The following is an 18,867-nucleotide window of genomic DNA, read 5'->3' on the forward strand; positions in this document are numbered from 1 at the left end:
GTGACTACCCGCGCGACATGATCGGTTACGGAGCCCACCCGCCCGACCCGCAGTGGCCGGGCGACGCCGCCATCGCCGTACAGTTCGTCCTCAATTACGAGGAGGGAGCCGAGAACTGCGTCCTCGACGGTGATCCGGCCTCAGAAACATTTCTGTCCGAGATCACGCCGGCCGAGCCCTTCGGCAATCGGCACATGAGCATGGAGTCGCTCTACGAGTACGGCTCGCGGGCCGGATTGTGGAGGATCCTAAGGATTTTCGAGGACCGGGGACTGCCACTGACGATCTTCGCGGTCGCCCGCGCCATGCAACGCAACCCCGAAGCCGTCGCGGCGTTCACCGAACTCGGCCACGAGGTCGCCTGTCACGGACTGCGCTGGAAGTCCTACCAGCTGATCGACGAGGACACCGAGCGAGCACACATGGCCGAAGCTGTCACCATCCTGACCGACCTCGTCGGCGCCCGTCCGCTCGGCTGGTACACCGGCCGGGATTCGCCACACACCCGCGACCTGGTCGTGGAGCACGGCGGCTTCGTCTACGACTCCGACTCGTACGCCGACGACCTGCCCTACTGGGTCCGTGTCCGCGAGACCGATCACCTCGTCATACCGTATTCGTTGGACACCAACGACATGCGCTTCGCATCGCCCGCGGGCTTCGCCAACGGTGACGAGTTCTTCGCACATCTGCGGGACGCCTTCGACGTCCTCTACGCCGAAGGCCTTGCGGGCCAACCGAAGATGCTGTCGATAGGTCTGCACTGCCGCATCGTCGGACGTCCCGCGCGCGCCGCGTCGCTGCAACGATTCCTCGATCACGTGCAAACCCACGATCGAGTGTGGATTGCGCGACGGATCGAAGTCGCCGACCATTGGCGCGCCACTCATCCCCCGAGCGTGTAGTCCTTCGCCGGCGGTGCGGCGAACTCGCCGCGCTCCGACGTACGCAGGCCCATGGCTACCAGCGACTGCACGGTCAGTGTCGCGGCACTGACACCATCGACCACGGGCACGCCGAGCTCGGCGGAGATCTGCGCACACATGTCCGCCATTCCCGCGCATCCGAGCACCACGACATCGGAGCCGTCGGCCTCGATCGCATCATGGCAGGCCTCGGTGACGACCTTGCGGGCGACGGGATCGGTCTCGAGATCGAGCACCGGGATTTCACAGGCATGGATGCCGCGGCAGAACCGTTGCATACCATAGTGTTCCGCGAGGTCAGCGGCGCGTCCCATGGTCCGAGCAAGCGTGGTCACGACGCTGAAGCCGCGGCCCAGGTGACTTGCGGTATGCATGGCCGCCTCGGCGATACCGATCACCGGACCGTGTGCCAACTCGCGGGCAGCGTCCAAACCCGGATCACCGAAGCAGGCGATCACGTAGCCGTCAACGCCCTCTCGCTCACCCCGCGCGACGAGTTGAAGCAGCCCCGGCACACTCATCGCCTCGTCGTAGTGGCTCTCGATCGACGACGGCCCGCACTCTGAGGTGACGCCGGTGACCGAGGTGTCCGGTGCGACGACGGCACGGGAACATCTTTCGATCGTGGCTGTCATCGAAGCGGTGGTGTTCGGGTTGATCACCCAGATCCGTGTCACGACACCGATTCTGCGACCAGTGCGTCGCGGGTCGCCATCAGGTAGTAGACGACGAACGCCACACCGCAACCGATGAACCAGCTGTACTGCGCTGCGGTGTGCATACCCACCACCGAACCGCCCAGCAGAACGGGAATCACGGCTAGTGCAGCGCCGATGGCGGTGGCGATCACCGCAACCTTGTTGTACCCCTTGGTGTACCAGTACTTGCCGCCCTCATCCATGGTGAAGAGGTCGTCGACAACGACCTTCTGCTTGCGGACCAGGTAGTAGTCGGCGATAAGCACGCCGAACAGTGGGCCGATGAACGCGCCGAGAGTTTCCAGTGTGTAGTGAATGACCTCGGGATTGGCGTAGAGGTTCCACGGGGTGATGAGCACCGATCCGACGGCAGCGATCATGCCACCCGCGCGCCAACTGATTCGCTGCGGGCTGACATTGGAGAAGTCGAAAGCCGGGCTGATGAAGTTGGCGACGATGTTGATGCCGATCGTGGCGATCGTGAACGTCAGCGCGCCGAGCACGATGGCGAAAGTCGAGTCGATTCGCGCCACTGTCTCGACCGGGTCGGTGATCAATTCACCGAACACCGGCAGCGTCAGCGAGGCGGTGACGACCACCAGCACCGAGAACACCAGGAAGTTGACGGGCAGACCCAGCAGGTTGCCCTTCTTCACCGCCGCGAACGACTTGCCGTACCGCGAGAAGTCACCGAAGTTGAGCATCGGTCCGGAGAAGTAGGACACCACCAGTGCGATGGCACCGAGCATCACCGGAAGCGAGGACCATCCGGTATAGGTGACATCGCCCAGATTGAGATCGATGGCGCCCCAACCGGCTTTGGCGATCAGGTAGCCACACAGGATGAACATCACGACGTACACGGCCGGCCCGCAGAAGTCGATGAACTTGCGAATCGACTCCATGCCACGCCAGAACACGCAGGCCTGCAGCACCCACAACAGCAGGAAGCTGCCCCAGCCAAGCAAGGAAAGTCCGGCGAAGCCGTAGTTCTCGACCTCCGCGTACGGCATGAGGCCGGGGAACAGCTTGAGCAGCACGATATCCAGCGCTGCCGACGCCAGGTAGGTCTGAATCCCGTACCACGCCACGGCGATCAGCCCGCGGATGATCGCCGGGATGTTCGCGCCCAGGACGCCGAACACGGTGCGGCAGATCACCGGATAGGGCACGCCGGCCGCTTGGCTGGGCTTGGCGACCAGGTTGCAGAAGTAATAGACGATCGTGATGCCGACGAGCAGCGCCACCAGCACTTGCCAACTGGCGAGGCCGAGCGCGAAAAGGCTGCCCGCTGTCACGTATCCGCCGACGCTGTGCACGTCGGACATCCAGAAGGCGAAAATGTTGTATGACGTCCACGTCTGCTTGCCGAGCGGGGCGAGGTCCTCGTTGGTCAGGCGTGGGTCGTAGCCCGGCTTGATGACGCCGCCGCCGACCGGGTGGCCGGACGCTTCGACGAGGTCACCCGCGCCGACAACCGCGCCTGGGGGCAGGTCCTTCGTGGTCTGAGGTGTGTCGAGGTCGGTCATGCGCGGACGCTATCCACGACGTATTGCACAGGGATTTCCTACGAACTACCTGGCTATTGCGCGGAAGATATATTCGGCGCCACGAGCAGGCCGGTGTCGGTCGGCAGCGTCGCGATCACCGCGTTGAGTCGCTGTGCGTGCGCCTCGGCGGTCACGAGCAATTGCTCGATGTCGCCGGCGAGGAACGATTCGACCATCTGAAGATGATCTGCGTGCAGTGCCGTGCGCTGATCCGGGGAGACATGCACCATCGATTGCACGGGTTCGGTGACGTTCCAGGCTGATTCGAGCATGTGTAGCAGCCTGTGCATGCGCGACGGGCGGGTCAACGCGAGATGAAATTGGCGGCTCTGGCGGTGGTAGGTGACGGGATCGTCGTCACGGATGGCCTGTTGTAGAACGTCGTGGGCAGCGACGACGGCGGCGCGGTCCATGTCAGTTGCGTTGGCCACCGACGCCGCGAGTGCTGCTGCCTCCAAAGGCTCACGCACGATGTACATCTCGCGCAGCTCCTGTGGAGTCAGCTGCGCAACCGAGTAGCCGAAGTTGCTGCGGTGGGCGACGAGTCCCTCGCCGATCAGTGTTTTCAGCGCCTCACGGACCGGGATCTGGCTCACGCCGAACAGATCGGCAACCTCGGCCAGTGGTATGTGGGTGCCGGGCAGAACCGCGCCGTCGAGGATGACGCGACGCAGCTCGTCGAGAATGCTCTGTTGTGATGCACCGGGGCTCTTGACGGTCAACCGATCGACCAATATCGAGTGGCGACGCATCAGGCAACGGTAGGCACGGAGTGTTGCGTCGATGTTGCAATCGAGCGGTCAGGCCTACGCCTGCATCACGCGCTTGCGCAGGCTTTCGGTCGCAATATCGAGCACCATTTGCTTGCCTCGCCGGACGAGGAAGCGGGGAACCGGCGTAGCCAAATCAAGAATGATGTCGAACCGCACCCGCGTCTTGCCGTCGAGCTCCGGGGTGAGGTTGTACTCCGCATGCTGACCGCGCTGCTGACCGGTTTCACTCGCGTCCCAGACCACCCAGTCGTCGCCCCAGTGGTATTCGAGGAGCTCCTTGTCGGTGATCCCCATGATCCGGAACGTCGCCTTGACGTGGTGGGGTCTGCCGTCCGGATGGCGGTCCAGGACCTCGATGTGCTTGTGTAACGGCGACCACGACGGCACACCCTCGATGTCGGCAAGCGCATCCAGAATTGCCTCAGGCGGGGCGTCGAAGACCACCTCTCGTGACGCACGGACAGTCATAGTGGCAAATCATAGGCACCTCGCGTGCCTCATGTAATGGAATTGTCAGCTAACCTGCCTACCAGCCGATCTCGGTGACTGGCGTGGCTGCCTGCGGCGGGGTCCCGACCGGACCTGCCGGAGTGCGGGAGAATCGCGGCGCCGGAGCCGCCTGTTCGACGCCGTGCGCCGTCATCACCGTCGACCGCGCCAGCAGGTGCTCGTTACGCGCCGCTTCTGTCCAGGTGAGCACCGGTGTGACGCATGCATCCGTGCCCGCGAAAGCGGCCGTCCACTCGTCGCGGGTCTTACTCGCGAACCGGTCGGTGAAGGTCTTGAACATCTCCGGGTACGCAGCGACGTCGAACTGGTTGGGCACCTCTTCGGGAGACAGCCCGAGGCCGACGAGGAGCTGCGCGAAGAACTGCGGTTCGATCGAACCGACCGCCATGTATCCGCCGTCGGAGGTTTCGTAGGTGCGGTAGAACGGTGCACCGCCGTCGAGCATGAAGGACTCACGGGTGTCTTTCAGCGTGCCTCCGGCTTTGATCGTCCACATCATCTGCGCCAGGATGCTGACGCCGTCGACCATGGCCGCATCGATGACCTGGCCAAGGCCCGAGCGCTCGCGTTCGTAGAGAGCGGTGACGATGCCCAGCAGCACCAGCATCGACCCGCCACCGAAGTCCGCCACCAGATTCAGCGGCGCGACGGGCGGCCGGTCGCGATACCCGATGGCCGACAGCGCACCGGTTTGCGACAGGTAGTTGATGTCGTGGCCGGCAGTCATGGCCAGGGGACCGTCCTGGCCCCAGCCGGTGATCCGCGCGAAGATCAGTCGCGGGTTCACGCCAGCACAGTCGTCAGGACCGATACCGAGACGTTCGCAGGTGCCGGGGCGGAAGCAATCCAGCAGCACGTCGGCCTTGGCCGCGAGGTCGAGCAGAACCTGCGGTTCCTTCTTGACGTCGAGATCGACCGTTCGCTTGCCACGGTGCATCAGGTCGATGTTCTCCGCAGGCATCTGCAGCCCGCCGGGCCGACGCACCCGAACGACGTCGGCGCCCAGATCGGCCAGCACCATGCCCGCGTGCGGTCCCGGCCCGATACCGCCGAGTTCGATTACTCTCACTCCCGCCAGGGGGCCTGTGTTCGTCACCGAAGCAAGGTAACTCGCGGCATCTGACGTAGATGTCAATGTTGGCACTTCCGCGCGCGGAAGGTCATACGCTGTGGCGCGACCGGCGGCAGCACCGCCAGGAAATGGACCTGCGGACCTAACCCGTGCGGTTCTTCACCTTCAGCACCTGCTCACGAAGGCCCTTGGTGGCTGTCTCCATCAGTCCCTTGGCTCCCCGTTTGATCAGGAAGCCGGGCAGGGGGACCGTAGGGTCGACCATCAATTCGAAACGCACCTGCGTCGAATCACCGTCGGGCGTCAGCGTGTAACGGCCGGTCTGGGCGCGCTGCTGCTTGGAGCTGACGAGAGTCCAGCCGACACCGTCGTCATAAACGGTGTAGTCCAGCACCAGCTCGTCGGTTATGCCAAGGATCTTGACGACCTGCCTGGACTTGCTCGGGCGTCCCGCCGCGTCGCGCTCGAGCACCTCGACCTTCTGATGGGTCGGAGACCATTCGGTCAACGTCTCCAGATCAGTCAAAACGTTCATGATCTCGGCGGGAGTCGCCTCGATGACGACGTCGCGTGTTTCGGTGACACTCATGCCGGCTTAGTTCCACCGGTGCGCTCTGGCGAAACCTGTCAGCCGCCCTTTTTGACCTTCAGCACCTGCTTACGCAGGCCGTCGGTGGCCGACTCCATCGCTCCTCTCATCATCCGCTTGAGGACGAATCCGGGTACGGGAACTGTTGGGTCGACCATCAATTCGAAGCGCACCCGCGTCGAGTCACCGTCGGGCGTCAGCGTGTAGCGACCCGTCTGGGCACGCTGCTGCTTGGAGCTGACGAGAGCCGAGCCGACACCGTCGTCATAAACGGTGTAGTCCAGCACCAGCTCGTCGGTTATGCCAAGGATCTTGACGACCTGCCTGGACTTGCTCGGGCGTCCCGCCGCGTCGCGCTCGAGCACCTCGACCTTCTGATGGGTCGGAGACCATTCGGTCAACGTCTCCAGATCAGTCAAAACGTTCATGATCTCGGCGGGAGTCGCCTCGATGACGACGTCGCGTGTTTCGGTGACACTCATGCCGGCTTAGTTCCACCGGTGCGCTCTGGCGAAACCTGTCAGCCGCCCTTTTTGACCTTCAGCACCTGCTTGCGCAGGCCGTCGGTGGCGGTTTCCATCGCACCTTTCATCACCCGCTTGAGCACGAATCCGGGCATCGGCACCGACAGGTCGATGGTGATGTCGAACGTGACCTTGGTCTTGGCCCCGTCCGGCGTCAGCGTGTACGACGCGTCCTGCGCCTTCAGCTGGCCGGCGGAGATCAGCGTCCAGCTGGCCTTGTTGTCTGTCCAGGTGTACTCGACGACCTGTTCGTCGGAGATACCCGCCGACTTCACCTTCATCTTGACCCGGCGCGGCCTGCCGTCGTCATATGACTCCAGGATCTCCGCACTCTGATACTGCGACGACCAATCTGGTGTCGATTCGACGTCGGCGATGACGTCGAGGATCTCCTCGGGACTTGCCTCGATCACGACCTCGCGGGAATCGCTGGTAGCCATGGCGCGACCCTAGCCCGATACGGTTGACCGCATGGAACTTTGGGAGCTTTCGGCGCGTGAACGCATCCGCGACAGCCTCGCCCGCTACAACTGGTCCGGCGACGCGATGCGGCTGTCCGAGCTCGCCGAATCCTTCTGCGAGGACGGGGAGCTCGAGCTGCGTGGCGCCGCGCCGGTTCAGGGTCGCGCGGCCATCGTCGAATTCCTCGGTGGCGCAGTCGCATCACCGGATGCCGCGGCGCAGGAATCGGGAGTGCGCCGCATCGTTCGTCACAACGTGACGAACATCCGGTTTACCGAGATCACACAGCAGCACGCGAGGGTGGCTTGTTACTTCACAGTGTTCACCGAGATAGGCCTCGATCATTACGGCCGCTACCGGGACCTCTTCGTGCCGGTCGATGATGAGTGGCTGATCCGCCACCGTTTCGTCTCGACTGACTGGCATGCCCCGAACTCGACCATGGCCGGCTAGCCGAAATCGGTAGGCTCGTCGACTATGAGCGATGCCGTCGATCCCACAGTCCCGCCCAGCGGCACCGGATGTATTGAGTGCGATGAGCACGGTGGGTGGTGGGTGCACCTTCGGCGCTGCGCGGCATGCGGGCACATCGGTTGCTGCGACGACTCGTTGGCGCGGCACGCGACGGCACACTGGCGATCCACCGGCCACCACATCATTCGATCGTTCGAACCCGGTGAGGACTGGTTCTGGAACTACGACGCCAATTCGTATTACGACGGACCCGAACTCGCCCCACCGGAGTGCCGTCCCGAGGAGGAAACGGCGCCCGGACCCCGCGGCAGGGTGCCCAAGGACTGGATGGCCCAGCTTCGGAGTCGACCCGACTGAGTTTGGGTACCCCAGCGGGCATGACCAACCCCGACAAACCCGACACCACCGAGACCGACGCCGGCCCCAGCGGTGCGGACGACGACGTCGAGAGCGACCCGGCCAAGGGTGACGAGGACGCTGCCGACTGGTCCGATGAAGGCGGCGCCACTCCTAGCGGTCCGGCCGACACCGGAGATCACACGCAGTGAGCTACAGCGACCGCCCGAGCTCCGACAGTGTCTCGGCGCCAGTGTATTTCGGCTCCCAGCCCAACTGAGTCTTCGCCTTGGTCGTATCCATGACGACCGCGGTGCGCCCGGCGTGCAGCCATTCCAAGGATGCCGGGACGAACGGAAGCCTGGCAATCACTTCCGATGCCGCCGTGGCGGCGAACCTCGGCACCCGGATCGGACGGGCGCCGAGTTCGTCGGCCACTGCCGAGATGGAAACCAAGCCGTCACCCGCCAAGTTGTAGGCACCGGGAGGGGCGGTGGTCGTCACGGCCAGCGCGATTGCGGCTGCGACGTCGTCGTGATGTACCAGCTGCATCGGCGTGCCGGGGTCGGGCATCGGTGGCTTCGGTAGCGGCAGCATCTGCGCCATCCGCTTGACGGCTCCGGGCAGCTGGTTCCACGGCATGAACTCGGCCAGCGCGGGTGCCTTCGGCCCTGCGACTATGCAAGGTCGCAGCACGTACACCTCGAGGTCGGACCCACCGGCGATTTCCTCGAGCGCCTTCTCGCACGCCGCTTTCTGTTGCGAGTAGTAGTGCTCTGGTGAACCGCGCGGCGGTACATCCTCGGTGATCGGATCGGGGTTGTCGGAGTGGTATCCGTAGGCGGCCACCGAGGAGGTATAGACCAAACGGCGCGGTCGCTGCGCGGCCACCGTCGCCTCGAACACATTGCGAGTGCCTGCGAGGTTCACCCGCGCGCTCTCTTCACGCGTGCCCATGATGATGAACGCCAGATGCACGACGACGTCGGCATCGGCCACCAGGCCGTCGACCGCTTCGCGGTCGGTGATATCACCCTGCCGGTACTCGGTCTTGGTCCAGCCCTGCCCCGCGGGGTCGAACGGACGACGCGCCATTCCGATGATTCGCTCGACGACTGGGTCGCGGTCCAGCGCGGTGACAGCCGAGATGCCAATTTCACCCGTCGGGCCGGTGACGGCGACCGTGAGACCCATGCCGACATGGATGCCCGTCCACGCAGGATCGAAACAGAGGCCGCCCGGGCTTGATCGGCGCCCCCGTTAGTTGGCCTGCGCCTCTTTAGATTTGGTCTGTCCCCTAAGCCACTTCCGAGCGTCGGTTTGTCGGTGGTCGAATGTATGTTCGAGTCATGTTGGCGACTCCGGTTCAGGTGGCGATGGCCGCGCTGCGGTCCGCCCACGAGTCGCTGGCCGGCTGCGACCTGGACATGCTCACCCACCGCGAACTGCTCGACGTCCTCGACGAGCTGGAGATGTTGTCGTGCCAACTGCCCGCGCAGTGGCATCGTGCGCTGGCCCGGCTACAGACCGAAACGACGCCCAAGGAGTTGGGCGCCAAGAACTGGAAAGACGTGCTGCGGATCCGGTGGCGGATCTCAGCGACCGAGGCCAACCGCCGCCTGGCCGAAGCCGAAGTACTCGGGCCGCGACGGGCGTTGACCGGTCAACCGTTGGCGCCGGTGCTCGCGGCGACCGCCGCCGCCCAAGCCGCCGGGCAGATCACCGGTGAACATGTGGACAAGATCCGCGACGCCATGGGACGCCTTCCCGGGTTCGTGGATGCCGCCACGCGTGAGGAGATCGAACAGGACTTGGTGCGTATCGCGGTCGGTGTCGGACCCTACGAGCTGGGCAGGGCCGCCACCACGATGCTGTTCCTCTTGGATCAGGACGGCCCGGAACCCGAGGACACCGAACGACAGCGCAAACGCGGTCTCATTTGTGGCCCGCAGGGCCGTGACGGCATGGTCTCCATCAAAGGCGACCTGACGCCGGAAGCGTGGGCAGTGCTCGAACCCATCTTCGCCAAATGGGGCGCACCGGGCATGTGCAACCCCGACGACGACACCCCGTGCATCAGCGGCACCCCCTCACAGGAGCAGATCGATACCGATCACCGCACCCTGGCCCAACGCCAACACGACGCCCTGCTCGCCCTGGGCCGCAACGCGTTGGAATCCGGCGAGTTGGGTCAGCACAACGGGCTACCGACCTCGATCATCATCCGCACCACCCTCCAAGACCTCGAGTCCCGCGCCGGGGTGGGCACCACCGGCGGCGGCAGCCTCATGCCGATCACAGATGTGATCCGCCTGGCCGCCCACGCCCACCACTGGCTGGCGGTGTTCGACAAATCCACCGGACAAGCCCTGGACCTGTTCCGCGCGCGACGCACCGCGTCGGCGGCGCAGCGGATCATGTTGATCGCCCGTGACGGGGGCTGCACCAAACCGTGCTGCGCGGTGCCGGCCTACGGCGCCCAGGTGCATCACGCACTGCAGGATTGGGCCGACGGCGGCCACACCAACGTCAACGAGATGACCCTGGCCTGTGGGCCGGATAACCGCCTCGTCGACAAGGACAACGGCTGGACCACCACCATCAACGACCACGGCGACGCCGAATGGCACCCACCACCAGGCCTCGACACCGGCCAAACCCGTATCAACTACTACCACCGCCCCGAACTACTCCTGAAACCACCAGACAAAGACAACGCAAACCCGGAGCGGGGACCGTAGGCCGGCGTCCGAGGTCTACTTCACGTCGACGAGCGCCTGCTTGGCCGCGTTGTAACCGGGCACGAACGTGATGCCGGGGCCACCGTGGCATCCGGCACTGGCCAGGTAGAGGCCGTTGATCGGAATGGGTTGGTCGACATAGCCTTTCGGGCCTGGCCGGTTGGGCCCGATCTGGTCGGGGTGGATCAGCCCGTGGCAGTAGTCGCCACCCGGCGCGCCGAACATCGTGCCCATGTGCTTGGGAGTGAAGGTGGTGTGTTTGAGAATCAGGCTCTCGAAATTCGGCGCCAGCCTGGTGATCTTGTCGATCACCCGCTGCCCCATCTCGGCCTTCATCTCCCCGTAGCTCGAATCCGACTCCTCGATGGGGAACCACAGCGAGAACGCCGATGCCGCGTGCTTGCCTTCCGGCGCCAAGCCCGGGTCGTTCACCGACGGTATCTGCAGTGCGATGGACGGGTCGGCGGGCACGATGCCGTGTCTGCACTCCTCCCACTGCCGCTGCAATTCCTCGGGGGTGGAGAAGATTCCGATATTCGACTGCATCGACGGATCGTTGAGCAGTTCGTAGGGTGCCGCGAACTCCGGTATGCCGTCGAGCGCGAAGTGCATCTGCAGATAGCTGCCACGATGATCCTGGCCGGAGAAACGTTCCCGAACATCGGCGGGTAGCGCGGCGGGGTCGATCATGCCGTTGATGGTGAGATCCGGTGCGATACCGGAGATCACGATGGGCGCGGTGATGACGGTCCCGTCCTCCAACCGGACACCGCTCACCCGGCTGTCGGCGACCTGGATCTCCTCGACCTTGCTGCGCAACCGCAATTCGCCGCCGGCCGAGGTGAACACGTCGCACAGGTGCGACGTCAAGGCGCCGATGCCACCCTGGAGTTTCTTCACCAGGAGCGCGTTCTCGTCCGGAACGGCGAAACCGTAGGCCAGCGCCGCCGCGGTACCCGGCGTCGCGGGGCCGCGATAGGTGGTGTTGCACGCGAGCAACGAGAGCATGCCGCGCAGCGCGCCGTGCTTCTCCCGGTCGGGCAGGTAGCGGTCGATCACATCGGTAACCGAGCCGAAGAGCAGATCGGTGATGGTCTGCCGCTCGAATTCGTTTGTCGCGCAGGCATACATCTCATCGAGTGTCTTGGGTGGCTGGCCGGCTTCGAAACGGCCCAGCGCGCGCGTCGGCGCCTGACACCACGCCATCAGACCGGCCATCCCGTTGACGGCTTCCGCGCCGTGCACCTCGTTGATGTGCGTCATCAGCTTCATCGGGTCGGTGTAGTAGACCAGCGGTTCGTCGCCGACGCCACGCAGTGACACCGACATCACATCGAGGTCGACGGTCGGCAACTCGTCGAGTCCGAGTTCGCGGCTGACCACGGCCGAGGTCGGAATCTGCACCGACCCTGCGATCTCGAATCGGTAGCCATCGAACAGCTCGACGGTGGAGGCCATACCGCCGGCATACAGCTTGAAGTCGAGGCAGAGCGTGCGTAGCCCCGCTTTCTGGAGAAGTGCGGCAGCGGTCAACCCGTTGTGGCCCGCGCCGACGACGATCGCATCAAAGTCAGCCATGCGCTGAGGCTGACACGCGCCATACGTTTTGTCAATAGTGACAAAACTTTTAGCTGATCCCCTCGGCGAGCGTGTCCAGCGCCTCCCGGGTCAGCCGCGACAACTCGGGCAGTGAGCGCTCCTGGCCGAGCATCCAGACCTCCATCGCACCGAAGACCGCCGCCGCGATGCACCGCGCGGTGATCGCCACGCGCATTCCCTCGTCCGTACCCGGTGCGGGCGGGTTCTCCTCGGTCAGGCGATGCACGATCGCCTCGGCGAAATCTGCCTCGACCTGCCGGATATGCCGCACGATCCGGTCGGGTTCGATCTCCTGTGCGCGCAGGGCGGCCGTCTGCGCGACGGCCCAGTCGTCGTATGGACGCGCCATCATCGCGGCATGCACCGAATCGATGATCGACTCGTCGGGATTGCGCTGCGCCAGCGCCGTCCTGAACCACTGCAGGCCGGCGTAGTCGGCGAACAGCAGATCGTGTTTGGACGCGAAGTGCCGATAGAACGTCCGCAGCGAAACTCCGGCATCGGCCGCGATCTGCTCGGCCGAGGTGTCTTCGACCCCCTGGGCGAGAAACCGCACCACCGCGGCCTGCCGCAACGCCTCGCGCGTGCGCTCACTTCGTGCCGTCTGGGCGGGTCGGACCATGGGGAGAAACTACCGCACCAAGTTCTGTCACTATTGACAAAACTTCACAGCTTGGTGAGACTCCGCCTTTATGGTTTCGCTGATCGTCCACCTCGTGCTCGGGTTCGCGACGATGGCTTTCATCGTCAAGACGAATCCGGCGATCTTCGCGCGCTACTCGTCCGGCCCTCAGGTGACCGGGCTGGAGCTCTTCTATTACGTCGCGGGTATCGCATCGGTCGTGCTCGGCTACTACTTCAACAACCAGTACGTCGCCGAGTACGCGCCGCCGGGAGGTATGCACAACTTCATCTGGGGGCCCGGCAGTTGGTGGGAGTTCATCACGCTGGGGTACGCCAACCCCGCCGCGAGCTCGGCCAGTCAGGACTACACGATCATGAGCCTGCTGCTCTTCCCGCTGTGGTCCATCGTCGACGGCCGTCGGCGCGGCATCAAACACGCGTGGCTCTTCTGCGGATTCATCCTGTTCGCCAGCTCCGCGTTTGCGTGGGCGGCCTACCTCGCCGTCGTCGAACGCCAGCACCGGCACCAGCAGCTCGGAGCGCCCCTGCAATCCGCGGTCTGACAGCCGAGCGGCGGCCTACAGTCAAGGCATGATCACAGACGATCTGCGCGAGCGCCGCCTCGAGGTGATCCGGGAGCACATGGACACCGAGGTGACCAAGGAGTTCGACCGCACCCTGGCCACGTTTAACGGCCACCCCCACTACGAGATCATGGCCACCGGCCAGGTCTTCGACGGCGACGACGAAGTCATGGGGTACTACCTGACCACCAGAACAGCGTTCCCCGACCAGCGGCACGACAACGTCGTATGCCACGTCGCCGATGATGCCGTGATCGTCGAATTCGACTTGCTGGGAACCAATCTCGGCGAGTTCTACGGCCTGCCGCCGACCGGCAAGGCGTTCCGGGTGCCGATCATCGCGGTGTTCTACTTCGAGGGCGACCGCGTCGTCAACGAACGCATCTACTTCGACTCGGCCAGCCTCGTCACGCAGATCGGGCGCGGCGAACTGCTCGCGATGGCGGGAGAACTGTGAAGGTCCACCATCTCAACTGCGGGACGATGAACCCGTATCTCGTATCAAGGATCGTCTGCCACGTCCTGCTCATCGAGACCGACAACGGCCTGGTGCTCGTCGACACCGGATACGGGACGCGCGACTGCGACGACCACGCGCGGGTCGGGCCCACCCGCCGCCTGTTCAAGCCGGTGTTCGACCACGGCGAAACCGCGCTGCGCCAGGTGGAGCGCCTTGGGTTCACCCGCGCCGACGTCCGCCACATCGTCGTCACGCACTTCGACATGGATCACATCGGCGGCATCTCCGACTTCCCCGATGCCCAAGTCCACGCCACCAGCGCCGAAATCAAAGGAGCGGTAAAGGATCCGACGTTTCAGGAGAAGATGCGCTTTCGCGCCGTTCAATGGGCACACGGCCCCAAGATCGTCGAGCACGACCCCTCCGGGGAGAGATGGCGGGGATTCGCCGCCGTCAAGGAACTCAACGAGATCGCACCGGGAATCGTGCTGATCTCGTTGCCCGGCCACACCCGGGGACATGCATGTATCGCCGTTGACGCCGGGAACCGCTGGGTGCTGCACGGCGGCGACGCCTTCTACCACCAGGGCACCCTGGACGGTATCTCCGAGGTCCCCCGCCCGATCCGGATCATCGAACCTCTTCTCGCATTCGACCGAAAGAAGGTGCTGGACAACCACGCTCGACTCACCGAGCTCTACCAGCGTCAGGAGCCCGACCTGCTGATCGTCTGTGCCCACGACGCCGATCTGTACGAACACGCGAAGGCGACGGCGTGACCATGCGCGCCGTCGTCATCACCAAGCACGGTGATCCCTCAGTGCTCAAGGTCGAGCAGCGGCCCGATCCTCCCCCGCCCGGCCCCGGCCAGGTGCGCATCGCGGTGCGGGCGGCGGGCGTCAACTTCGCCGACCATCTCGCGCGCGTCGGCCTCTACCCCGAAGCACCCAAACCGCCATCCGTGGTCGGCTACGAAGTCTCGGGGACGATCGACGCGGTCGGTGCGGGTGTCGACGAGTCACGTGTGGGCGAAAGAGTTTTGGCCGGGACGCGTTTCGGTGGATACGCCGAAATCGTGAACGTCAAGGCCGCCGATACGGTTCCGCTTCCAGACCGCCTGACCTTCGAGCAGGGTGCCGCCGTCCCGGTCAACTACGCGACTGCGTGGGCCGCGCTGCACGGATACGGCTCGCCGAAGGCCGGTGAACGCGTCCTCATCCATGCGGCGGCCGGCGGCGTCGGTACCGCGGCCATCCAGCTCGCCAAACCCACGGGTGTCGAAATCCATGGCACCGCGTCACCCGGGAAGCATCAGGTGCTCCGCGACATGGGCGTCGATCGCACAATCGACTACCGACGCGACGGGTGGTGGAAGGATCTGCCGCCCTACGACATGGTGCTCGACGCGATCGGCGGTGCATCGCTGCGCCGCTCCTACAACCTGCTCCGGCCCGGTGGCAAATTGATCGCGTACGGCATCTCGGCGTTGCAGCAGGGCGAGAAGCGTTCTCTGCGTACAGTATTGCCGCAACTGTTGCCAATGCTGCGCGGGTTCAACCTGACCAAACAGCTTTCCGACTCCAAGGCCGTCATCGGCCTCAACATGCTGGCGCTCTGGGATGACCGCGGCACACTCGAACCGTGGATCGGGCCCCTGGCAAAGGCATTGGCCGACGGCGTCGTCACGCCGATCCTGCACGCCGCCGTGCCGTTCGACAACGCGCGCGAGGCGCACCGCATCCTCGCCGCGCGTGAGAACATCGGCAAGGTCGTGCTGGTCCCCTAGCTCGACGCGCGCCTTCGAAGGACACTCTGCAGCCGGCCGAGCACGTCGTAATAGTGCGTCGGCGCCATTCGCGCCAAGGCGTCGAACATGTAGGCGTCGGGTCCGACGAGTATCCGCGCCTTGCCGGACTCCACACCGCGGTGGATGATCTCGGCGGCCTTGTCGGGCTGCGTCATGGTGATGTTCGCGAACTCCTTGGCCATCTGCTCCTGGGTGCGGCCTCGGCCCTCGGGATCCTTGCGCATCCGACCGTTGCGCACGATGTTGGTGTTGATCCCGCCCGGGTGCACGTTGATGGCAGTGACGCCGGTGCCGCGCAGCTCTTGGCGAAGGGCGTCGGTGAAGCCGCGGACGGCGAACTTGGCTGCGCAGTAAGCACTCTGGGTCGGCATGCCGACCAGACCGAAGACGCTCGACGTGTTGACGACCACGCCCTCGTCCTGTTCGACGAGGATGGGCAGAAACGCCCTCGTGCCGTTGACGACGCCTCCGAAGTTGATGCTCCACAACCATTCGTCGTCCTCTGGGACGGCGTCGAGCACGCTCGATCCGACGGCAACGCCGGCATTGTTGAACACCGCGCCGAGTGGCTGGGGCGCCCAGTCACGTACCTCTGCGGCGAAGTCGCGCTGCGCCTGCGCATCGCTGACATCGAGAACCCGCAGTAGGGCTGGGCCAGGCAACGACGCCTCGGTTTCCTTCAGCCCGGCCTCATCGACGTCGGCGATGGCGACCGGGCAGCTGTGCGCCGACAACCGTTGCGCCAGAGCACGACCGATACCCGATGCCGCACCGGTGATGACCGCGGTGCGGCCACTTATCGTCCTACGCCTCTTGCTCATGCGCTCTCCTCACGGTCGGTGCGGGTCAGAGCTGCGCCGCGGCGCGCCGCGAATTCTGCCCCGGTGAAGTGGTCGGTGATCAGGTCGATGATTCGGTCCCATGCCCCGACGGGCAGGTCGTGGCCGAGGCCGACGATCGTCTCGAGGCGTGCGCCCGGTATCGCTCGGGCCGTCGCAGCCCCGCCGGTCGGATGAACCATCCGGTCTCGGTCGCCGTGGATGACCAGGGTCGGTACGTCGATGTGGGCGAGCTCGGCGGTGCGGTCGCCAGAGGCGAAGATGCCCGCCAGCTGCCGAGCGATGCCCGCCGGGCTGGGATCGCGGTCGAAGGCGATGCCGGCACGGGTGCGCACCGCCTCCTCATCGAAGGGAAAGCCGTGGGATCCGATGTGGGCGAAGATGTTCGCGGCCCGATCCATTTCCTCTTCCCTTGTACGCGGCGGCTTCGACGTCAGCATCCGTCGCCACGTGGACAGTGCGGGCCGTCCCAGCCGACGCGCCCCCGTCGTCGACATGATCGAGGTGAGTGTGCGCACCCGGCCCGGATGATGCGCGGCGACGGTCTGCGCGATCATGCCGCCCATCGACACGCCCACCAGGTGCACGTCTCGATGTCCGAGCGCATCCATCAGGCCGACGGTGTCGCGCGCCATGTCACCCAGGTGGTACTGATGCCTAGGATCACCGCCCCGCAACATGGCCACCGGATTCGGCGGACGATAGGTCATGTGGGTGGAACGGCCCGCGTCGCGGTTGTCGAACCGGATCACGTGATAGCCGAGTCCCACGAGTTTTGCGACGAATTCGTCGGGCCAGGAATGTAATTGCTGCCCCAGGCCGGCGACCAGCATGATGGGTGGATCGGCGGGGTCGCCGGCGTGGTCATAGCAGAGTTCGATGCCACGGCCGACGTCCACGACGGTCTCGTTCGCCGTCACGCCGATATCCTCGCCGCGCTGGAAGGACTGGTCTGCGGAGCCGCGGCACGACGCCGATATACGACCGCTCGGCCGCCGCGACCGGGCGCGGTGGCCACGCCACGGGAATGTCTGCGCTCACCCGCGGCGTAGGTGGTGCCGAACTCGAACTCGCGCATCAGCGTTCGCAGCGTGACGACCATCTCCATGTTGGCGAACGCGGCCCCGATGCAGCGGCGGACGCCGCCGCCGTAGGGAATCCACGCGTAATTGTCCGGTGGATTGCCGACAAACCGGTCGGGATCGAACACCTCCGCGTCGGGGAAACTGCTCGCAGCCGCGTGCGCCAGGGTGATGCTGGCCATCACGACGTGACGTTCGGGAATGACCCAATCGCCGAGCCGGATCCGCGTTTTCGTGATTCGCGCTGTGCCGTTGATGACGGGCCGGGTCCGCTGGACCTCCCAGATGGTGGCCTGGACGAGTTCAGACCCGCCCGCGTCGACCTCGGCGGCCAGGCGCGACAAGAGGCGCGGGTGCCTGCGCAGCCGCTCGACCGTCCACGCCAAGGTGGTGGCGGTGGTCTCGTGCCCGGCGGCCAGCAGCGTGAGCAGTTCGTCGGCCACATGGTCGTCGGCTATAGGTGATCCGTCGTCGTACCGCGCCTGCAGCATGAGCGAAAGGACGTCGGTGCGCTGCTCGAACGCCGGGTCGTTGCGGATGTCGGCGATGAGGCGGGCGATGATCTCGTCGTAGCGCCTGCGGTTCTCGGCGAGTTTCCGCCCGGGGCTGTGCGGTCCGAAGTCTCGGCGCACCACCGGCGGCATGACGGCCAACCGAGAGGCGTACAACACCATCTGCGGCAGACAATCGCGCAGTTCGTCCAGGGCCGTCCCCTCGGCGCCGAACACGGTGCGCAGAATGGCGTTGAGGGTGATGCGCATCATCGATGGCATGGTCTCGAATTCCTGACCTTCGGGCCAGGACGCGATTTCACGCATGACCTCTTCTTCGACGATCGCCTCGTAGCCGGCCATCCGCTTGCCGTGGAACGGCGGAACCAGCAGCTTGCGACGTTCCCGGTGCTCGGCGCCCGCGAGACTGAACGTCGAGCCCGGCCCGAACATCTCGCCGAGCACCCCGGCTCGTGCGATCAGGTCCGGTTTGGCCGTGAACAACTCCTTGATCAGGGCCGGATCGCCGACGACGACGGTCGGACCGAAAATCGGCAGGTTGAGCGTGAATGTCGGGCCGTGCCGCCTGGACACCGCGGCGACGGCCTTGTCCCGGGCGGCGAGGAATCCCACGCCCTGCAGCAGCTTGGGTATGCGCGGCGCCGGCGGCAAGCGCACCGGGTCGGTGGTCGGCTCAGCCATGTGATCCCTCCGTGGTACACGATC

23 protein-coding genes are annotated in these 18,867 nt (G+C 65.1%); 9 read left to right on the forward strand and 14 right to left on the reverse strand.

The features are described from left to right. Positions 1–17 precede the first annotated feature (17 nt). Positions 18–905, forward strand: coding sequence for an allantoinase PuuE (puuE, locus tag M1248_RS10745; protein WP_317148456.1), 888 nt, complete (start codon positions 18–20; stop codon positions 903–905). Here puuE and M1248_RS10750 read toward each other — a convergent pair. The 8 genes from M1248_RS10750 to M1248_RS10785 all read right to left on the reverse strand — a co-directional run bounded on the left by M1248_RS10750 (position 887) and on the right by M1248_RS10785 (position 7,082). Continuing rightward, positions 887–1,603, reverse strand: a complete 717-nt coding sequence (locus tag M1248_RS10750) for an aspartate/glutamate racemase family protein (RefSeq protein ID WP_317148315.1) — start codon at positions 1,601–1,603, stop codon at positions 887–889. The genes puuE and M1248_RS10750 overlap by 19 nt on opposite strands. Further along, a complete protein-coding gene (locus M1248_RS10755; protein ID WP_163730853.1) occupies positions 1,600–3,153 on the reverse strand; it encodes an NCS1 family nucleobase:cation symporter-1 in 1,554 nt (517 codons plus the stop codon). The genes M1248_RS10750 and M1248_RS10755 overlap by 4 nt, the downstream gene beginning before the upstream one ends. Positions 3,154–3,206: 53 nt before the next feature. Continuing rightward, complete coding sequence (locus tag M1248_RS10760; protein ID WP_317148316.1) at positions 3,207–3,926, reverse strand: GntR family transcriptional regulator; 720 nt, start codon at positions 3,924–3,926, stop codon at positions 3,207–3,209. Positions 3,927–3,980: 54 nt separating this feature from the next. Then, positions 3,981–4,415, reverse strand: coding sequence for an SRPBCC family protein (locus M1248_RS10765; RefSeq protein ID WP_317148317.1), 435 nt, complete (start codon positions 4,413–4,415; stop codon positions 3,981–3,983). 58 nt (positions 4,416–4,473) lie between these two features. After that, entirely contained in the window at positions 4,474–5,553 is a 1,080-nt protein-coding gene (locus M1248_RS10770; protein WP_317148318.1) for a CaiB/BaiF CoA-transferase family protein, read from the reverse strand. A gap of 118 nt (positions 5,554–5,671) precedes the next feature. Beyond that, complete coding sequence (locus M1248_RS10775; RefSeq protein ID WP_317148319.1) at positions 5,672–6,118, reverse strand: SRPBCC family protein; 447 nt, start codon at positions 6,116–6,118, stop codon at positions 5,672–5,674. A 38-nt stretch (positions 6,119–6,156) separates the two neighbouring features. Further along, the gene (locus M1248_RS10780; RefSeq protein WP_317148320.1) at positions 6,157–6,600 is read right to left on the reverse strand and encodes an SRPBCC family protein; all 444 of its coding nucleotides are present in this window, start codon (positions 6,598–6,600) and stop codon (positions 6,157–6,159) included. A 38-nt stretch (positions 6,601–6,638) separates the two neighbouring features. Further along, positions 6,639–7,082, reverse strand: a complete 444-nt coding sequence (locus M1248_RS10785; protein WP_317148321.1) for an SRPBCC family protein — start codon at positions 7,080–7,082, stop codon at positions 6,639–6,641. A gap of 31 nt (positions 7,083–7,113) precedes the next feature. On the opposite strand from M1248_RS10785, the gene M1248_RS10790 reads away from it, so the two are divergent. From M1248_RS10790 to M1248_RS10800, 3 genes are read left to right on the forward strand one after another with little or no spacing between them, the layout of a single operon-like run. Then, complete coding sequence (locus M1248_RS10790; RefSeq protein ID WP_163730867.1) at positions 7,114–7,557, forward strand: nuclear transport factor 2 family protein; 444 nt, start codon at positions 7,114–7,116, stop codon at positions 7,555–7,557. Positions 7,558–7,581: 24 nt separating this feature from the next. Continuing rightward, positions 7,582–7,935, forward strand: a complete 354-nt coding sequence (locus tag M1248_RS10795) for a UBP-type zinc finger domain-containing protein (protein WP_317148322.1) — start codon at positions 7,582–7,584, stop codon at positions 7,933–7,935. Between the two features lie 20 nt (positions 7,936–7,955). Then, positions 7,956–8,126, forward strand: coding sequence for a hypothetical protein (locus tag M1248_RS10800; protein ID WP_317148323.1), 171 nt, complete (start codon positions 7,956–7,958; stop codon positions 8,124–8,126). 1 nt (position 8,127) lies between these two features. On the opposite strand, the gene M1248_RS10805 is transcribed toward M1248_RS10800, so the two are convergent. Then, positions 8,128–9,108 carry an NAD-dependent epimerase/dehydratase family protein gene (locus M1248_RS10805; protein WP_317148324.1) on the reverse strand — a complete coding sequence of 327 codons (981 nt, stop codon included), beginning with the start codon at positions 9,106–9,108 and terminating at the stop codon, positions 8,128–8,130. Positions 9,109–9,248: 140 nt separating this feature from the next. Between M1248_RS10805 and M1248_RS10810 the strand changes: the two genes are divergently transcribed. After that, positions 9,249–10,655 (forward strand): HNH endonuclease signature motif containing protein, encoded by a 1,407-nt coding sequence (locus tag M1248_RS10810; RefSeq protein WP_317148325.1) that lies wholly within the window; start codon positions 9,249–9,251, stop codon positions 10,653–10,655. A gap of 15 nt (positions 10,656–10,670) precedes the next feature. Here M1248_RS10810 and M1248_RS10815 read toward each other — a convergent pair whose 3' ends face one another. Continuing rightward, positions 10,671–12,233: an NAD(P)/FAD-dependent oxidoreductase gene (locus tag M1248_RS10815; RefSeq protein ID WP_317148326.1), complete on the reverse strand. Its 1,563-nt coding sequence runs from the start codon at positions 12,231–12,233 to the stop codon at positions 10,671–10,673. A gap of 49 nt (positions 12,234–12,282) precedes the next feature. Next, entirely contained in the window at positions 12,283–12,876 is a 594-nt protein-coding gene (locus M1248_RS10820) for a TetR/AcrR family transcriptional regulator (RefSeq protein WP_317148327.1), read from the reverse strand. 70 nt (positions 12,877–12,946) lie between these two features. Here M1248_RS10820 and M1248_RS10825 point away from each other — a divergent pair, with 70 nt between their 5' ends. From M1248_RS10825 to M1248_RS10840, 4 genes are read left to right on the forward strand one after another with little or no spacing between them, the layout of a single operon-like run. Beyond that, the gene (locus M1248_RS10825) at positions 12,947–13,441 is read left to right on the forward strand and encodes a DUF2834 domain-containing protein (RefSeq protein WP_163730878.1); all 495 of its coding nucleotides are present in this window, start codon (positions 12,947–12,949) and stop codon (positions 13,439–13,441) included. A 28-nt stretch (positions 13,442–13,469) separates the two neighbouring features. Further along, a complete protein-coding gene (locus M1248_RS10830; RefSeq protein ID WP_163730880.1) occupies positions 13,470–13,919 on the forward strand; it encodes an ester cyclase in 450 nt (149 codons plus the stop codon). Next, positions 13,916–14,701 (forward strand): MBL fold metallo-hydrolase, encoded by a 786-nt coding sequence (locus tag M1248_RS10835; RefSeq protein WP_317148328.1) that lies wholly within the window; start codon positions 13,916–13,918, stop codon positions 14,699–14,701. The genes M1248_RS10830 and M1248_RS10835 overlap by 4 nt, the downstream gene beginning before the upstream one ends. Before the next feature lie 2 nt (positions 14,702–14,703). Continuing rightward, a complete protein-coding gene (locus tag M1248_RS10840) occupies positions 14,704–15,708 on the forward strand; it encodes a zinc-binding dehydrogenase (protein ID WP_317148457.1) in 1,005 nt (334 codons plus the stop codon). Here the strand turns inward: M1248_RS10840 and M1248_RS10845 are convergent. From M1248_RS10845 to M1248_RS10855, 3 genes are read right to left on the reverse strand one after another with little or no spacing between them, the layout of a single operon-like run. Next, on the reverse strand, positions 15,705–16,550 hold the full coding sequence (locus tag M1248_RS10845; protein WP_163730883.1) for an SDR family NAD(P)-dependent oxidoreductase: 846 nt from the start codon (positions 16,548–16,550) through the stop codon (positions 15,705–15,707). The two genes, M1248_RS10840 and M1248_RS10845, sit on opposite strands and share 4 nt — an antisense overlap. Next, positions 16,547–17,488 carry an alpha/beta fold hydrolase gene (locus tag M1248_RS10850; protein WP_163730885.1) on the reverse strand — a complete coding sequence of 314 codons (942 nt, stop codon included), beginning with the start codon at positions 17,486–17,488 and terminating at the stop codon, positions 16,547–16,549. The genes M1248_RS10845 and M1248_RS10850 overlap by 4 nt, the downstream gene beginning before the upstream one ends. Continuing rightward, positions 17,485–18,843, reverse strand: a complete 1,359-nt coding sequence (locus M1248_RS10855) for a cytochrome P450 (RefSeq protein ID WP_317148329.1) — start codon at positions 18,841–18,843, stop codon at positions 17,485–17,487. The genes M1248_RS10850 and M1248_RS10855 overlap by 4 nt, the downstream gene beginning before the upstream one ends. Positions 18,844–18,867: the final 24 nt, after the last annotated feature.

The sequence above is a fragment of the Mycobacterium sp. 29Ha genome, from assembly GCF_032883055.1.
Lineage (GTDB): Bacteria > Actinomycetota > Actinomycetes > Mycobacteriales > Mycobacteriaceae > Mycobacterium > Mycobacterium gallinarum.